The sequence below is a fragment of the Streptomyces sp. NPDC101393 genome, from assembly GCF_044767385.1.
Classification (GTDB): Bacteria; Actinomycetota; Actinomycetes; order Streptomycetales; family Streptomycetaceae; genus Streptomyces.
In genome coordinates this window covers 1-16,428 of the sequence record NZ_JBIWNU010000007.1, presented here as the reverse complement: position 1 = coordinate 16,428, position 16,428 = coordinate 1, and the positions used below count along the sequence as shown (strand labels likewise).

General features: G+C 70.8%; 13 protein-coding genes, 1 rRNA gene and 1 pseudogene. 8 read left to right on the top strand and 7 right to left on the bottom strand.

Annotation, left to right across the window (positions count from 1 at the left end; all coding sequences use genetic code 11):
- Positions 1 to 37: 37 nt before the first annotated feature.
- Positions 38 to 385: an SCP2 sterol-binding domain-containing protein gene (locus ACIRQ7_RS22340; RefSeq protein ID WP_404264601.1), complete on the top strand. Its 348-nt coding sequence runs from the start codon at positions 38 to 40 to the stop codon at positions 383 to 385.
- Here the strand turns inward: ACIRQ7_RS22340 and ACIRQ7_RS22335 are convergent.
- From ACIRQ7_RS22335 to ACIRQ7_RS22325, 3 genes are all read right to left on the bottom strand, one after another.
- Positions 369 to 1,247: an ABC transporter ATP-binding protein gene (locus tag ACIRQ7_RS22335; RefSeq protein ID WP_404264600.1), complete on the bottom strand. Its 879-nt coding sequence runs from the start codon at positions 1,245 to 1,247 to the stop codon at positions 369 to 371. The genes ACIRQ7_RS22340 and ACIRQ7_RS22335 overlap by 17 nt on opposite strands.
- 137 nt (positions 1,248 to 1,384) lie before the next feature.
- Positions 1,385 to 2,524: a FecCD family ABC transporter permease gene (locus ACIRQ7_RS22330; RefSeq protein WP_404264599.1), complete on the bottom strand. Its 1,140-nt coding sequence runs from the start codon at positions 2,522 to 2,524 to the stop codon at positions 1,385 to 1,387.
- A complete protein-coding gene (locus tag ACIRQ7_RS22325; RefSeq protein ID WP_404264598.1) occupies positions 2,521 to 3,570 on the bottom strand; it encodes a FecCD family ABC transporter permease in 1,050 nt (349 codons plus the stop codon). Before ACIRQ7_RS22325 ends, ACIRQ7_RS22330 begins: the two co-directional genes overlap by 4 nt.
- Positions 3,571 to 3,635: 65 nt before the next feature.
- Here ACIRQ7_RS22325 and ACIRQ7_RS22320 point away from each other — a divergent pair, with 65 nt between their 5' ends.
- Positions 3,636 to 4,664, top strand: coding sequence for an ABC transporter substrate-binding protein (locus ACIRQ7_RS22320; protein WP_404264597.1), 1,029 nt, complete (start codon positions 3,636 to 3,638; stop codon positions 4,662 to 4,664).
- Between the two features lie 75 nt (positions 4,665 to 4,739).
- Positions 4,740 to 5,606, top strand: a complete 867-nt coding sequence (locus ACIRQ7_RS22315; protein WP_404264596.1) for a siderophore-interacting protein — start codon at positions 4,740 to 4,742, stop codon at positions 5,604 to 5,606.
- Positions 5,607 to 5,667: 61 nt separating this feature from the next.
- Here ACIRQ7_RS22315 and ACIRQ7_RS22310 read toward each other — a convergent pair whose 3' ends face one another.
- Positions 5,668 to 6,693 carry an HAD-IIA family hydrolase gene (locus ACIRQ7_RS22310; protein WP_404264595.1) on the bottom strand — a complete coding sequence of 342 codons (1,026 nt, stop codon included), beginning with the start codon at positions 6,691 to 6,693 and terminating at the stop codon, positions 5,668 to 5,670.
- Positions 6,694 to 6,866: 173 nt separating this feature from the next.
- Here ACIRQ7_RS22310 and ACIRQ7_RS22305 point away from each other — a divergent pair, with 173 nt between their 5' ends.
- The 5 genes from ACIRQ7_RS22305 (at position 6,867) to ACIRQ7_RS22285 (ending at position 13,638) form a co-directional block, all read left to right on the top strand.
- Entirely contained in the window at positions 6,867 to 8,132 is a 1,266-nt protein-coding gene (locus tag ACIRQ7_RS22305) for a DUF1015 family protein (protein WP_404264594.1), read from the top strand.
- Between the two features lie 178 nt (positions 8,133 to 8,310).
- On the top strand, positions 8,311 to 9,906 hold the full coding sequence (locus tag ACIRQ7_RS22300; protein ID WP_404264593.1) for a pyridoxal phosphate-dependent decarboxylase family protein: 1,596 nt from the start codon (positions 8,311 to 8,313) through the stop codon (positions 9,904 to 9,906).
- 38 nt (positions 9,907 to 9,944) lie between these two features.
- On the top strand, positions 9,945 to 11,264 hold the full coding sequence (locus ACIRQ7_RS22295) for a lysine N(6)-hydroxylase/L-ornithine N(5)-oxygenase family protein (RefSeq protein WP_401474010.1): 1,320 nt from the start codon (positions 9,945 to 9,947) through the stop codon (positions 11,262 to 11,264).
- Positions 11,261 to 11,827: a GNAT family N-acetyltransferase gene (locus tag ACIRQ7_RS22290; RefSeq protein ID WP_404264592.1), complete on the top strand. Its 567-nt coding sequence runs from the start codon at positions 11,261 to 11,263 to the stop codon at positions 11,825 to 11,827. Before ACIRQ7_RS22295 ends, ACIRQ7_RS22290 begins: the two co-directional genes overlap by 4 nt.
- The gene (locus tag ACIRQ7_RS22285; protein WP_404264591.1) at positions 11,827 to 13,638 is read left to right on the top strand and encodes an IucA/IucC family protein; all 1,812 of its coding nucleotides are present in this window, start codon (positions 11,827 to 11,829) and stop codon (positions 13,636 to 13,638) included. Before ACIRQ7_RS22290 ends, ACIRQ7_RS22285 begins: the two co-directional genes overlap by 1 nt.
- Positions 13,639 to 13,707: 69 nt before the next feature.
- Here ACIRQ7_RS22285 and ACIRQ7_RS22280 read toward each other — a convergent pair whose 3' ends face one another.
- The 3 genes and pseudogenes from ACIRQ7_RS22280 to rrf form a co-directional block, all read right to left on the bottom strand.
- Positions 13,708 to 14,592: a hypothetical protein gene (locus tag ACIRQ7_RS22280; RefSeq protein ID WP_404264943.1), complete on the bottom strand. Its 885-nt coding sequence runs from the start codon at positions 14,590 to 14,592 to the stop codon at positions 13,708 to 13,710.
- An 87-nt stretch (positions 14,593 to 14,679) separates the two neighbouring features.
- Positions 14,680 to 15,534 (bottom strand): annotated as a pseudogene (locus tag ACIRQ7_RS22275) (hypothetical protein); the annotation flags it as partial.
- A gap of 590 nt (positions 15,535 to 16,124) precedes the next feature.
- Positions 16,125 to 16,241 (bottom strand): 5S ribosomal RNA (rrf, locus tag ACIRQ7_RS22270).
- Positions 16,242 to 16,428: the final 187 nt, after the last annotated feature.

Genomic DNA, 16,428 nt, shown 5'->3' with positions numbered 1-16,428 from the left:
AACGAGCCGCCCCCGACCTGGCGTATCGTCGATCACGATGGCAACCCTCGACCAGTGCCGCGCCGCTCTCGACCGGCTGGCCAAGAATCTCTCCTCGGCGGACGGCGACGTACGCAGCGCCGCCGCGCTCGACCGTTCGCTCAGCTGCCGCATCACGGACCTGGACGTCACCTTCCTCGGGCGCCTGACCGACGGCACCATCCGGGAGCTGACGCACGTCCCCGGTCCACCGCCGCAGAAGGCCGAAATCCGTCTCACGATGAGCGGTGACGACCTCGTCGCGCTGGTCGACGGGCAGCTGAACTTCGCCAAGGCGTGGGGCAGCGGCCGGGTGAAGCTGGAGGCCGGCCTGCGCGACCTGCTGCGCCTCAGGACGCTGTTGTAGACGAGGCCGTGGCCCGGTCCGCGGCCGGGCCGTCCGCCGCGGAGCCCTCCTCGGCGCCGTCCGCGCCCTTCCCCTTGCGGGGCTTGCGGGCCGCCGGGATGACCAGTGGCGTACCGGTCTCCGGGTCGTCGATGACCTGGCAGCCGAGCCCGAAGACGTGTTCCACCAGCTCCGCCGTGACGATGTCGGCCGGTGCGCCCTCCGCGACGATCGCGCCGTCCTTCATGGCGATCAGGTGGGTGGCGTAGCGGGCGGCGTGGTTGAGGTCGTGCAGCACGGCGACGAGGGTGCGCCCCTGCTCCTCGTGCAGTTCGGCGCACAGGTCCAGCACCTCGATCTGGTGCTGGATGTCCAGGAAGGTCGTGGGCTCGTCCAGGAGGAGCAGCGGGGTCTGCTGGGCCAGTGCCATCGCGATCCACACCCGCTGGCGCTGCCCGCCGGAGAGTTCGTCGACATAGCGCTCGGCGAGTTCGCCGATGCCGGTGGCGGCCAGCGACTCCTGGACGATGCGCTCGTCCTCGCCCGACCACTGGCGCAGCAGCCCCTGGTGCGGGTAGCGGCCGCGCGCCACCAGGTCGGCGACGGTGATCCCGTCCGGGGCGATCGAGGACTGGGGCAGCAGCCCGAGCGTCCTGGCGACCTTCTTGGCCGGGAGGGAGGAGATCGCCGCGCCGTCCAGCAGCACCGATCCGGCGGTGGGCTTGAGCATCCGGGAGAGGGCGCGCAGCAGCGTGGACTTCCCGCAGGCGTTCGGGCCGACGATGACGGTGAAGGAGTGGTCGGGGATGGTGACCGAGAGGTTCTCGGCGATGACCCGCTGGTCGTAGGCGAGGGTGACGTTCTCGGCCGTGAGACGGCTCACTTCAGGGCTCCTGGGGGTGGTGGTCGTATCGCTGCTGAGTGCCGTGCGCGGGGCGGGGCGGCCGGGGCGCGCAGTACGGGGTGCGGGGGCCGGACGGTCCGTGCGTGTCCCGTCCGGCCATCATCTCCGTCCGGCCCTCATATCCGTCCGGCCTTCCGCTCGGTGGCCAGCAGCCACAGCAGGTAGCCGCCGCCGAGGACTCCGGTCAGTACGCCCACGGGCAGCTGGTCGGCGCCGAAGAGCCGCTGCGAGGCCCAGTCGGCCGCGACCAGCAGCAGCGCCCCCATGAGGGCGGACGGCAGCAGGTTGGGGCCGGGCGAGCGGGTCAGCCGCCGTGCGAGCTGCGGTGCGGTGAGCGCCACGAACGAGATCGGCCCGGCCGCGGCGGTGGCCGCGGCGACGAGCACGACGGCGGCCAGCAGCACCACGAGGCGGATCCGGTCGACCCGTACGCCCAGCGAGTACGCGGCGTCGTCGCCCATCTCCAGCATCCGCAGCGGGCGGCCGAGGATCAGCACCAGCGGGACGAGTACGGCGCTGACGGCGGCGAGTGGCCAGACCTGGTCCCAGTCACGGCCGTTGAGCGAACCGGTCATCCAGGTGGTGGCGCGGGTCGCCTCGACGATGTTCGCCTTGGTCATGAGGTAGAGCACGATGGCGTAGAGCATCGCGGAGGCACCGATGCCGACCAGGACGAAGCGGTAGCCGTGGATGCCGCGCTTCCAGGCGAGCGAGAAGATGGCGATGCCGGTGGCGATGCCGCCGACGACCGCGCCCGCCGCGACCGCGTAGCTGGTGCCCTGGAAGTAGACGATGACGATCAGCGCGCCGACCGACGATCCCTGGGCGAAGCCGAGGACGTCGGGGCTGCCCAGCGGGTTGCGGGAGACGGTCTGGAAGACGGAGCCGGCGATCCCGAAGGCGGCGCCGACCAGCAGCCCCACCAGGACCCGCGGCAGCCGCAGCTCGTGCACGATGAAGGCCTGGCCGGCGTCGCCGCCGCCGGTCAGCGCGCCGAGCACCTCACCGGGCGTCATCGGGTAGTCGCCGGAGCCGATCAGCGCGACGCCCGCGGCCAGCGCGACGATCAGCAGCAGCGCGCCGACGAGCACGGCGCGCACGTCCAGCCGCAGCGAGAGCCCGCCGCCGGTGCGTACGGGCCGCACCCGACGGGTCGTCCTCGCCCCGGAGTTGCCGCCGCCTGCCGGGCCGGTCGTCCCGGGCGCGGTTCCCTGCGCAGGCTTTGCCCCCTGCTCGGGCTTCACGGTCGAGCTCACAGCTGGGCCATCCTCCGACGCCGTACGAGATAGATGAAGACCGGACCGCCGACGACCGCCGTGACGATGCCGACCTGCAGCTCGCCGGGCCGGGCCACGACCCGGCCGAGGATGTCGGCACCGAGCAGCAGGACCGGCGAGAGGACCGCGGAGTACGGCAGGATCCAGCGCAGGTCGGGTCCGGTGATGGCCCGTACGACATGCGGAACCATCAGGCCGACATAGACGATCGGGCCGCAGGCTGCGGTCGCCCCGCCGCACAGCAGGGTGATGGCGACCATCGCCAGCACCCGGGTGCGGGTCAGCCGGGCGCCCAGCGCACGCGCCTGGTCGTCGCCGAGGGCGATGGCGTTCAGCGGGCGGGCGAGCAGCAGCGCGAGGAGGCCGCCGGCGATGAGGAACGGCGCGATACGGCTGACCGTCGGGGTGGTGGCGGCGGCCAGCGAACCGACCGTCCAGAAGCGCATCTTGTCGAGCGCCGCGGTGTCCATGAGGTTGACGGCGTTGATGTAGCCGGTGAGGACCGCGGTCAGCGCGGTGCCGGCGAGGGCCAGCCGTACGGGCGTGGCGTTACGGGTGCCGCCGAGGACGTACAGCGCGACGGAGACGACCGCGGCGCCGGCGAACGCGAACCACACATATCCGGACAGTGAGGTGACGCCGAAGAAGCTGATGGCGGAGACGACCGCGGCGGAGGCACCGGCGTTGATGCCGAGAACTCCGGGGTCCGCGAGGGGGTTTCGCGTCAGGGCCTGCATCACGGTGCCGGCCAGGCCGAGGGCGGCTCCGACGATCAGGCCGAGGAGGGTGCGCGGCAGGCGCACATCGCGGATGACGACGTCGGTGTCGGAGCCGGAGTAGTGGAACACCCCGTGCCACACCTGGTCGAGGGGTATCTGCTTCGCGCCGACGGCTATGCCCAGGACGGTGACGACCGCCAGCACGGCGACGGAGGCGAGCAGCCCCATGGAGCGCGTGACGAGCCGTCGCTGCGGCGCCGCGGGGGCCGGGGCCTTCGTTGCTTCGGGGGGACTGTCAACCAACACGGGAGTTAGGTTAGCCTACCCTCACAGTTGACCCGCAGGCCCTCCCAGAGAGAAGCGCATCCCGCATGAGCACCCCCCGAAGCGTATCTGTGTCCCGCCGAGGCGTCCTCGCCGCGTCAGGTGCCGTCGGCGTCGGCGCGCTGCTCGCGGCCTGCGGCGCCGGCAAGGGCCCGGGGAGCGGCGGGGGCAGCGGCAAGGGCGGCCCCTGGTCGTTCACCGACGACCGCAAGAAGAAGGTGTCCCTCGACGGCAGGCCGCAGCGCATCGTCGCCTTCACCGGCACCGCGGCCGCCCTGCACGACTTCGGGATCGACGACCAGATCGTCGGCGTCTTCGGCCCGACCAAGCTCAAGAACGGCAAGGCCGACCCGCAGGCGGGCGACGTGGACGTCGACAAGGTCACCATCATCGGCAACGCCTACAACCAGTTCAACGTCGAGAAGTACGCGGGCCTGCGCCCCGACCTGCTCGTCACCAACATGTACGAGCCGGGCGCCCTGTGGTTCGTGCCGGACGACAGCAAGGACAAGATCACCCAGCTCGCCAAGAGCGTCGCGATCACCTCGTCCCGCACCCCGCTCGTCAACATCATCGAGCGCTACGCCGAGCTGGCGAAGTCACTCGGCGCCGACCTCGGGGCCAAGAAGGTCACCGACGCCAAGTCCCGCTTCGAGAAGGCCTCGGCGGCGCTGCGCGAGGCCGCCAAGTCGCACCCCGTCAAGGTGCTCGCCTGCTCCGGCAGCCCCGACCTCTTCTACGCGTCCAACCCGGGCATCAACGCCGACCTCATGTACTACAAGTCCCTCGGCGTGGACCTGATCGTCCCCGACCACCTGGACAAGGGCGGCTACTTCGAGAGCCTGAGCTGGGAGAACGCCGACAAGTACAAGGCCGACGTGCTGATGCTCGACAACCGCACCGCCACCCTCCAGCCCAAGGACCTCGCCGCCAAGCCCTCCTGGGCCAAGCTCCCCGCCGTCAAGGCCGGGCAGATCACGCCCTGGTCGAGCGAGCCGCGCTTCTCCTACGCGGGCGCCGCGCCCCTCATCGAGGCGCTCGCCAAGGCGATCGAGGACGCCAAAAAGGTCAACTGACGCAGCATCACCGCCTGTTCAGCGCCGCACACCCCGCCACCGAGAGACCGCAGCACGTTCCGGGAGGTTCTCCGTATGACCACGACCGTCGCCCCCGCCACCGCGCCCTTCCGCTTCTTCGATGTGCATGTCGTCCGCTCGCAACGGGTCAGCACCTCCGTCGTCCGGATCACCTTCGGCGGCGAACGGCTGGCCGAGCTGGCGTCCGGCGGTCGTGACCAGCGCTTCAAGCTCTTCCTGCCGCAGCCGCACCAGGACATGCCGGTCTTCCACGACACCGGCGACGGCTGGTACGCCGCCTGGCGGGCGCAGGACCCGGCCGAGCGGGCGGTGATGCGCTCGTACACGATCCGCGAACAGCGCCATGAGCCGCGGGAGTTCGACGTCGACTTCGCGCTGCACGGTGACGGCGGGCCGGCCTCCCGCTGGGCCTTCCGCGCCCGGCCGGGCGACCGGCTGTCCGTCCTCGCCCCGGCCGTCGAGGACAACGGCGGCGTCGACTTCCGCCCGCCGCACGGCACCGACTGGATCCTGCTCACCGGCGACGAGACGGCGCTGCCCGCCATCGCCGGCATCCTGTCCTGGCTCTCCCCCGGCACCCGCGCCAAGGTCTGGATCGAGATCGGCCACGAGGACGACCGGCAGCCGCTGCCGGGCTTCGCCGACGCCGACATCACCTGGATCGTCCGGGACGGCGCTCCGGGCGCGCGCCAGGAGCCGGTGCTCGACGCACTGCGCGCCGCCGAACTGCCCGAGGGCACGCCGTACGCGTGGATCGCCGGTGAGGCCGGCACCGTCAAGGCGCTGCGCCGGCACCTCGTGCGCGAGCGCGGAATCGACCGCAGGGCCGTGAAGTTCACCGGTTACTGGCGCCGCGGCGCCACCGAGGAGGACCTGATCGCGGAGCTGACGGCGGGCACCGCGCAGGCCGACGAGGACTGAGCCGGCGGCGGACGGTGGCTCGCCCCCCGCCACCGTCCGCCCGGCGCGCCTCAGCGCCGCCTCACATCCCGATACGCGCCAGCGCCTTGCCCGCTTCGGCCGTGCACCTGCCGTCCCCCGCCGCCGCCCAGGCCGCCGCGCACAGCGCCCGCAGCCCGTCCAGCGGGTCACCGTCGCCGTCCAGGACGAGCGCGTCGCCGTCCGTGCGCGCGCTCCAGCCGCCGCAGCGGAAGCCACCGTCCGCCTCCTCGACCGACGGCTGCGGCCCCAACAGCCCCCGCAGATCGGCGTCCACGTACGTGGGCCGGTGCTCCGGCGGGGCGGCCAGCAGTTCGGCCGCCGTGGTGACGCCGGTGAGCACCAGCAGCGAGTCCACCTCGCCGTTGAAGGCGCCCTCGATGTCCGTGTCGAGCCGGTCGCCGATCACCAACGGCCGCTCGGCGCCGGTCCGCAGGACCGTCTCACGGTGCATCGGCGGCTGCGGCTTGCCCGCCACCTGCGGCCTGCCGCCCGCGGCGGTACGGACCACCTCCACCAACGCGCCGTTTCCCGGGGCGATCCCGCGCTCCTTGGGGATCGTCAGATCGGTGTTGGACGCGAACCACGGCACCCCGCGCTGCACGGCGTACGCGGCCTCCGCCAACCGCTCCCAGTCCAGGGCCGGGTCGAAGCCCTGCACCACGGCCGCCGGGTCGTCGTCGGCGGACTCCACCGGATCCAGGCCCCGCTCGCGCAGCGCCACCCGCAGCCCCTCGCCCCCGATGGCCAGCACCCGGGAGCCCTCCGGCACCTGCTCGCTGATCAGCCGCGCCACCGCCTGCGCCGAGGTGATCACGTCGTCGGGCCCGGTCGGCAGCCCGAATCCGGTCAGCTGTCCGGCGACCGTTTCCGGCGTGCGGGCTGCGTTATTGGTCACATATGCGAGGTGCATCCCGCCGTCCCGCGCCGTCGTGAGCGACTCCACCGCGTGCTCGATGGCCTGCCCGCCGGCGTAGACGACGCCGTCCAGATCCAGCAGCGCCGTGTCATACGCCACGCTCAGGGCGCGCTCGCACCCGCCGGGCAGCCTGCGAACCTGCTCGTTCATGCCGTTTTCGCTCCTCACGCCCGCGCCCGGCACCGAGTGCCCCGTTCCGCATCGCGGAGGCCGCACCGTACCGCGCGTCCGCTGGTCTCCGTATCGCGCATACCGGTATTTCCAGCCACGCACTGGCTGTCCCCCGATCATCCCTCACGGGGTCAGCGGCATAGCATTATTCAATGACCAGCACCGACGGCCTCCGCCTCCTCCCGTTCCGCGGACTGCGCTACGCCCCGGACCGTGTCAGCAGCCTCACCGCCGTCACCTCGCCGCCCTATGACGTCGTGGTACGGCCCGACGGCGTGCGCCACTTGGAGACCGCCGACCCGTACAACATCGTCCGGCTGATCCTGCCGCACGCCGCCGACCCGGCCACCCGCCACCGCCAGGCCGCCGACACCCTGCGCCGCTGGCGCGCCGAGGGCGTCCTCGCCACGGACGACCGGCCCGCGCTGTACGTCTACGAACAGCGCAGCGGCGAGGTGCTCCAGCGCGGGCTGATCGGCGCGCTGCGCCTGGACGGACCGGTGCTGCCGCATGAGGGCGTCATCCCCGAGGTGGTCGAGGACCGGGCCGCCCTGATGCGCGAGGCGGCGGCCAACTTCGAGCCGCTGCTGCTGTCCTACCGCGGCCAGGGCACCGCCAATGGCGCCACCGCCGTCATCGAACGCAGCGTGCGCACCACCCCGCTGCTGTCCACCACCACGGAGGACGGCTTCGCGCACCGCCTGTGGGCGGTCACCGACCCCGCCGACCTCGCGGCCGTCGACGCCGATCTCGCCGGCCGGCAGGCCCTGATCGCCGACGGCCACCACCGCTGGGCGACCTACCAACGGCTGTACGAGCAGCTGCCCGGCGCCACCGCGCGGTCGCCGTGGGCATCCGGTCTGGTGCTGCTGGTCGACACCGCCCGCTATCCGCTCCAGGTCCGCGCCATCCACCGCGTACTGCCGCATCTGCCGCCCACGACGGCGCTGGCGGACCTGGCGGGCGCGTTCCGCGTGCGTCCGCTGCCCGGCGAGCTGTCCGCGGCGCTGGAGGCGCTGGAGAAGACTCCGGGGAACGCCTTCGTGCTCGCGGAGGGCCCGGGGGCCTTCCATCTTCTGGACCGGCCCGACCCGGAGTTGCTCGACCGGACGATCCGCGCGGACCGGCCGGAGGCCTGGCGGCGGCTGGACGCCACGGTGCTGCACTCCGTCCTGCTGGACGAGGTGTGGCGGATCCCCGACCACCCCTCGGACATCAGCTATCTGCATCACACCGAGGCGGCCGTCGAGCAGGCCGCCCGGCACGGCGGTACGGCCGTCCTGATGCGGGCCACCTCCGAGGAGACGGTGCGCCAACTCGCCGAGTACGGCGTGACGATGCCGCGGAAGTCCACGTCCTTCGGACCCAAGCCCGCCACCGGTCTGGTGCTGCGCACCCTGGACGACTCCGCGTCCTGAGTCCGGCCGGCCGGCCGACGGAATGCGGCTGCGGCGGGCCGCCGGAGGCACCCCGTGCCCACCCCGATGACTAGTTAGGTTAGGCTTACCTCACTGCGTCATCGGGCGGGGTGTTGTGCCTTGGCACCATCCCCCCTGAGCAGGACGTGGTCAAGTCCGCATCAGGGAGGACACCTTCATGACTCTCCTCGCGTACCCCGCCGAGGATCCGTCGACCGCCGGCACCCCCGGGGCGACACCGCAGAACACCCGCACCACCGCGCGCGATGAGCCCGTCGAAAGCCGGACCTATCTGCTCAACAACGGCACGGCCGAGCAGTACCGGCACGCCGTCACCGACAGCGTCCAGCGCGTCAGCGCGAAAATCGCCGGCACCGCGCGCCCCTTCACCGGCATCTCCGTCGACGGTCTCACCCCGACCGTGGCCGGCGTCGACCTCGAAACGCCGCTGCACGACCCGGCCGCCGCACTCGACGAACTCGAAGAGGTCTACCTCCGCGACGCCGTCTACTTCCACCACCCGCGCTACCTCGCGCACCTCAACTGCCCCGTGGTGATCCCCGCCCTGGTCGGCGAGGCCGTGCTCTCCGCCGTCAACTCCTCCCTCGACACCTGGGACCAGAGCGCCGGCGGCACCCTCATCGAACGCCGCCTGATCGACTGGACGGCCGCCCGGATCGGCCTCGGCGAACACGCCGACGGCATCTTCACCAGCGGCGGCAGCCAGTCCAACCTCCAGGCCATGCTGCTCGCCCGCGACGAGGCCTGCCGCCGGGAGCTGACCCGCGAGGACTCCCCGGCAGGCGCCACCCGCGCCGACGTCCTGCCCCGGCTGCGCATCCTCAGCTCCGAGTGCAGCCACTTCAGCATCCAGAAGTCGGCCACCCTGCTCGGCATGGCCCCGGAGTCCGTCATCTCCGTCCCGTGCGACGAGAACCGGCGCATGAGCATCCCCGCCCTCGCCGCCGAACTGGCCGCCTGCCGCCGCGACGGGCTCATACCCATGGCCGTCGTCGCCACCGCCGGCACCACCGACTTCGGCAGCATCGACCCGCTTCCCGAGATCGCCGGCCTGTGCGCAGGCCACGGCGCCTGGATGCACGTCGACGCCGCCTACGGCTGCGGTCTGCTGGTCTCCCGCCGCCGCGAGCTGCTGGACGGCATCGAGCGCGCCGACTCGGTGACCGTCGACTACCACAAGTCGTTCTTCCAGCCGGTCAGTTCGAGCGCCGTCCTGGTCCGTGACCGCACCACCCTGCGGCACGTCACCTACCACGCGGACTACCTCAACCCGCGCCGGATGGCGGAGAAGCGCATCCCCAACCAGGTCGACAAGTCCCTCCAGACGACCCGCCGCTTCGACGCGCTCAAGCTCTGGCTGACGCTGCGCATCATGGGCGCGGACGCCGTCGGCGAACTCTTCGACGAGGTCATCGACCGCGCCGCGGACGCCTGGAAACTCCTCCACGACGACCCGCGCTTCGACGTCGTCGTCGAACCCGTGCTGAGCACCCTGGTCTTCCGCTACGTCCCCAGCTCCGACCAGGACCCGCAGCTCAGCGACCGGGTCAACCTGCACGCCCGGGAGGCCCTGTTCGCCTCCGGCGACGCGATCGTGGCCGGCACCGTCGTCGACGGCCGCCACTACCTCAAGTTCACGCTGCTCAATCCGGAGACCACGCTCGACGACATCGCCACCGTCCTCGACCTGATCGCCGAGCACGCCGGCAGCTACCTGGCCGAACAGCCCGAGCCGGCCCTCAGCGCGCGCTGACCCTCCCCGCAGCTTCCCCTCCCCCATCGGAGACCCTCGTGTCCGCCCCATACGACTTCATCGCCATCGGCCTCGGCCCCTTCAACCTGGGCCTGGCCTGCCTGACCGAGCCGATCGACGGACTCGACGGCCTGTTCCTCGACAACAAGGCGTCGTTCGACTGGCACCCCGGCATGATGCTGGACAGCACCCACCTCCAGGTGCCCTTCATGGCCGACCTCGTCACCCTCGCCGACCCCACCTCGCCCTTCTCCTTCCTGAACTACCTGAAGGAATCGGGCCGGATGTACTCCTTCTACATCCGCGAGAACTTCTATCCGCTGCGCGCCGAGTTCAACGACTACTGCCGCTGGGCCGCCGGAAAACTCGACTCCATCCGCTTCGCCCACCAGGTCACCACCGTCGAATACGACGCGCGCGAAGAGCTGTACGTGGTGCACGCCGAACACACCCCCACCGGCGAGCGGAAGACCTACCGCGCCCGCAAGATCGTGCTGGGCACCGGCACCCCGCCCCACATCCCCGAGGCCTGCCAGGGCCTGGGCGGCGACCTGCTGCACAACGCCGACTACCTCGACTCCAAGGCCGCCCTCCAGGCCAAGGACAGCATCACCATCGTCGGCAGCGGCCAGAGCGCGGCCGAGGTCTACTACGACCTCCTCCAGGACATCGACAGCCACGGCTACCACCTGACCTGGGCCACCCGCTCCCCCCGCTTCTTCCCCCTCGAATACACCAAGCTGACGCTGGAGATGACCTCCCCGGAGTACGTGGACTACTTCCACTCCCTCCCCGCGGCCACCCGCGACCGCCTGAACGCCTCGCACAAGAACCTCTACAAGGGCATCGACTCCGAACTCATCAACGGAATCTTCGACCTGCTCTACCAGAAGAACCTCGGCGGCCCCTGCCCCACCCGGCTGCTCACCAACACCGCGCTGCACCAGGCCGGTTACGACGAGGCGTCCGGCACCTACACCCTCGGCCTGCGCCAGGAGGAACAGGGCCAGGACTTCTCCCTCGACACCCAGGGCCTGATCCTCGCCACCGGCTACCGCTACCGCACCCCCGAATTCCTGGCCCCGGTCCACGACCGCATCGCCTGGGACGACGCCGGCCGCTACGACGTGGCACGCAACTACAGCATCGACACCGGCGGCCACAGCATCTACGTACAGAACGCCGAGCTGCACACCCACGGGTTCGTCACGCCCGACCTCGGCATGGCCGCGTACCGCAACTCCTGCATCATCCGCGAACTGCTCGGCCGTGAGTACTACCCGGTCGAGAAGTCCATCGCCTTCCAGGAGTTCTCCGCACCGGCCGGCCCGCACCACCCCATGGAGGTATCCGCATGAGCGCCCCGCTCTTCACCCGCACCGACGCCACGCTCGGCGAATTCTCGCTCCGCCCCGTCGACCCGGCCGCCGACGCAGCGCTCCTGCACAGCTGGGTCACCCATCCGAAAGCCGTCTTCTGGCTGATGCAGGACTGCGACCTGCCGGCCGTCGAGAAGGAATTCGCGCGGATAGCCGCCGACCCGCACCACCACGCCTACCTCGGCCTGCACAACGGCACCCCGGCCTTCCTGATGGAACGCTACGACCCCGCGCACCGCGAACTGGTCGGCATCCACGCGGCCGAACCGGGCGACGTCGGCATGCACTTCCTGACGGCCCCCACCGGCGCCCCCGTGCACGGCTTCACCCGCGCCGTCATCACCACCGTCATGGAGATGCTCTTCGACGACCCGGAGACCCGCCGCGTCGTCGTCGAACCGGACGCCCGCAACACCGGCGTCCACGCCCTCAACAAGGCCGTCGGCTTCGAGATCCTCCGCACCGTCTCGCTGCCCTCCAAAGACGCCTACCTCAGCACCTGCACCCGCGACCAGTTCCTGGCCACCCGAGGAGAGAACTGATGCCGAACCCCTCCCACGGCGCCCCGCACATCCCCGCCCGGGACGCGGTCGCCCACCTCACCCCCGACCTGTGGGCGACGGCCAACCGCCTCCTCATCCGCAAGGGCCTGGCCGAATTCGCCCACGAACGGCTGCTCGCCCCCAAGCGCCTCCCCCAGGACGGCCACTACGCCGTACGCAGCGATGACGGCACCGTCGAGTACCGCTTCGCCGCCCGCCGGCTGAGCCTGGACCACTGGCAGGTCGACGCCGACAGCATCACCCGCCACCGAGGCGACGCCGAACTCCCCCTGGACGCCCTGGAGTTCTTCATCGAACTCCAGCAGGCCCTGGGCCTGGGCGAGGAGATCCTCCCGGTCTACCTGGAGGAAATCAGCTCCACGCTCTCCGGCACCGCCTACAAACTCACCGCGGACCCCCTCAGCGCCGCCGAACTCACCAAGGCCCCCTTCCAGGCCATCGAGACCGGCATGACCGAGGGCCACCCCTGCTTCGTCGCCAACAACGGCCGCCTCGGCTTCGGCATCCACGAGTACCACGCCTACGCCCCCGAGACCGCCGCCCCCGTGCGGCTGATCTGGCTCGCCGCCCGCCGCGACCACTCCACCTTCACCGCCGGCGCCGACCTCGACTACGACACGCTGGTACGCGACGAACTCGGCGAGGACACCCTCACCCGCTTCGCCGCGACCATGACGTCCCTCGGCCTCGACCTCGCCGACTACCACCTCATCCCCGCCCACCCCTGGCAGTGGTGGAACAAGCTCTCGGTCACCTTCGCCGCCGAGGTCGCCCAGCAGCGCCTGGTCTGTCTCGGCACCGGCGACGACGACTACCTCGCCCAGCAGTCCATCCGCACCTTCTTCAACACCACCGAGCCCACGAAGCACTACGTCAAGACGGCCCTCTCCGTCCTCAACATGGGCTTCATGCGCGGCCTGTCCGCCTCGTACATGGAGGCCACCCCGGCCATCAACGACTGGCTGGCCCGACTGATCGCCGGCGACGAGACCTTCCAGGCCTCCCGCTTCTCGATCATCCGCGAGCGCGCCGCCATCGGCTACCACCACCGCCAGTACGAGGCCGCCACCGCCAAGGGCTCCCCGTACCTCAAAATGCTCGCCGCCCTCTGGCGCGAAAGCCCCGTCCCCACCCTGGAACCGGGCCAGCGCCTGGCCACCATGGCCTCGCTCCTCCACATCGACCGCGACGGCAACTCCTTCGCCGCCGCCCTCATCGAGGAATCCGGCCTGGCACCGGCCACCTGGCTGCGCCGCTACCTCGAGGCGTACCTCACCCCGGTCCTGCACAGCTTCTACGCCTACGACCTGGTCTTCATGCCGCACGGCGAGAACGCCATCCTGGTCATCGAGGACGGCGCGGTGAACCGCGTCATCTTCAAGGACATCGCCGAAGAGATCGCCGTCATGGACCCCGACGCGGTCCTGCCCCCCGCCGTCGAACGCATCCGCGCGGACGTCCCCGAGGACAAAAAGCTCCTCTCCATCTTCACCGACGTCTTCGACTGCTTCTTCCGCTTCCTCAACGGCACCCTCGCCGACCTGGACGTCATCGACGAGGACACCTTCTGGCGCACGGTCGCCGAGTGCGTCACCGACTACCAGAAGTCGGCCCCGCACCTCGCCGACAAGTTCCGCCAGTACGACATGTTCGCCGACGAGTTCGGGCTCTCCTGCCTCAACCGCCTCCAGCTGCGCAACAACCAGCAGATGGTCGACCTCCAGGACCCGGCAGGCGCCCTCCAGATGAGCGGCACCCTCCGCAACCCGATAGCCCCGTACGCTCCCTGACCCCCACCACACACACCAAAGGGCGGGATCCACCAGGATCCCGCCCTTTGCCGTCTCACCTCACCGAGGTCACTTCTCCTCGGAAGGCGGCTCCTCCGTCACCTCGGACTCGGCAGCGGCCTCCGCACCGGCCTCGGCCTCCACCTCGTCCACGATCTCATCGGCCACGTCGCCGATCTCGGCCACCGCGACGGACTCCACCAGATCCGCATCCACCGAAGCGGTCGCCTCGGGGTCACCGTCCGACCCGGCCTCGTCCTCGTCCTCGTCATCGTCCCCGAGGGCGTCGGTGAACTCCACACCGTCCAGCTCGGCAAGCCGGTCCGACGCATCCGTCGTACCGCCCTGGTCGGCCTCCAGCGCCTTCGCGAACCAGTCGCGCGCCTCGCCCTCACGCCCCACCTCAAGCAGCGCGTCGGCGTACGCGTACCGCAGCCGGGCCGTCCACGGGTGCACCGCGTTCGACGCCAGCTCAGGACTCTGCAGCGTCACCACCGCCGCGTCCGCCTGCCCCATGTCCCGACGGGCACCCGCAGCGACCAGCCGCATCTCGACCTGCCCGGCCTTGTCCAGCTTCGCCACCTCGGGCTCACCGGCCATCGCCATGGCCTTCTCCGGCCGGCCCAGACCGCGCTCGCAGTCCGCCATGACGGGCCACAGCTCGACGCTGCCGGTCATCCGCCGCGACGCCCGGAACTCGGCCAGCGCCTCGCTGTAGTTGCCCACCGCGTACGCCGCGAAGCCGGCAGCCTCCCGCACCGCGGCCACACGCGACGCCAGCCGCAGCGCCACCCGCGAGTACCCGTAAGCGCGCTCCGGGTCCTCGTCCAGCAGCTTCGCGACCATCACCAGGTTCTTGGCCACATCCTCGGCAAGCGTCTTCGGCAGGCTCAACAGCTCCTGCCGCACATCCTTGTCGATCTCGTCACCGGTGACGTCCTCAGGAATCGGCAGCCGCTTGATCGGCTCCCGATCCCGGTCCCGCCGGTCATCCCGACGATCGTCCCGCCGGTCATCCCGCCCGCGCCCGGCCCCATACGGCCGCCGCCCCCGCTCCTCATCCCGCCGGAACCCACCACGGTCCCCACCGGAGGAACGGTCGTCACGCCGGAACCCACCACGGTCCCCACCGCGGTCGCCGCCGGAGGGACGGTCATCGCGACGGAACCCACCACGGTCACCGCCCGAGGGACGGTCATCGCGACGGAACCCACCACGGTCGCCACCGGACGGACGGTCATCACGACGGAAGCCACCGCGGTCACCGCCCGAGGGACGGTCATCGCGACGGAAGCCACCGCGGTCACCGCCCGAGGGACGGTCATCGCGACGGAACCCGCCACCACGCTCGTCATCGCGACGCGGCCCACGCGGCCGATCGTCACGACGGTCACCACCGGAGGGACGGTCATCGCGACGGAATCCACCGCGGTCGCCACCCGAGGGACGGTCGTCACGACGGAATCCACCGCGGTCCCCACCGGAAGGACGGTCATCACGACGGAACCCACCACGGTCCCCACCGCGGTCGCCACCCGAGGGACGGTCGCTGCGCCCGGCGTAACCGCCACCACCGCCGCCACCCGACGGACGACCACCACGGTCATCACGACGGAAACCACCACGGTCCCCACCAGACGGGCGGTCATCGCGACGGAACCCACCACGGTCGCCACCCGAGGGACGGTCATCACGACGGAAACCGCCACGGTCCCCACCAGACGGGCGGTCATCGCGACGGAAGCCACCGCGGTCGCCACCGGAGGGACGGTCGTCACGACGGAAGCCACCGCGGTCGCCACCGGAAGGACGGTCGCTGCGCCCGGCGTAACCGCCACCGCCGCCGCCACCCGACGGACGACCACCACGGTCATCACGACGGAAACCACCACGGTCCCCACCGGACGGGCGGTCGTCACGACGGAACCCGCCACCACGCTCGTCATCGCGACGCGGCCCACGCGGCCGATCGTCACGACGGTCACCACCGGAGGGACGGTCATCGCGACGGAATCCACCGCGGTCGCCACCGGAGGGACGGTCGTCACGACGGAAGCCACCGCGGTCGCCGCCGGAAGGACGGTCACTGCGCCCGGCGTAACCGCCACCACCGCCGCCACCCGACGGACGACCACCACGGTCATCACGACGGAAACCACTACGGTCCCCACCGCGGCTATCACTACGACTGTCATTGCGGCTGTCACGGCCTGCGTAGCCGCCCCCGCCGCCGGCCGGGCGGCCACCTCGGTCGTTGTCACGACGAGGCCCCCGGTCGTCACGCCGGAAACCACCGCGGTCACCGTCGTCGCGCCGCTGCGGCCGGCGCTCCGAACGATCGTCGGAAGAGTTGGTGGACATCGACGTGCTCCTGTCTTAGGTACTGCATTCATTCTCACGCACCGACCACTTCGGCGCGCTTCGGCAAAACAAAAAGGACCCTTGGTCCCAGCATGAACGCTGGGACCAAGGGTCCTTGAAAGATTGTTCGGCGGCGTCCTACTCTCCCACAGGGTCCCCCCTGCAGTACCATCGGCGCTGAAAGGCTTAGCTTCCGGGTTCGAAATGTTACCGGGCGTTTCCCTAACGCAATGACCACCGAAACCCTATCGGGTTCTAGCGAACAAGCACACTTTTTAGTTAAGAGTGAAACTTGGTTCAACCAGCGATTGCGACTGTTCGCAACCCGGGAACCACACAGTGGACGCGAGCAACTGAGGACAAGCCCTCGGCCTATTAGTACCAGTCAACTCCAACCGTTACCGGTCTTCCATATCTGGCCTATCAACC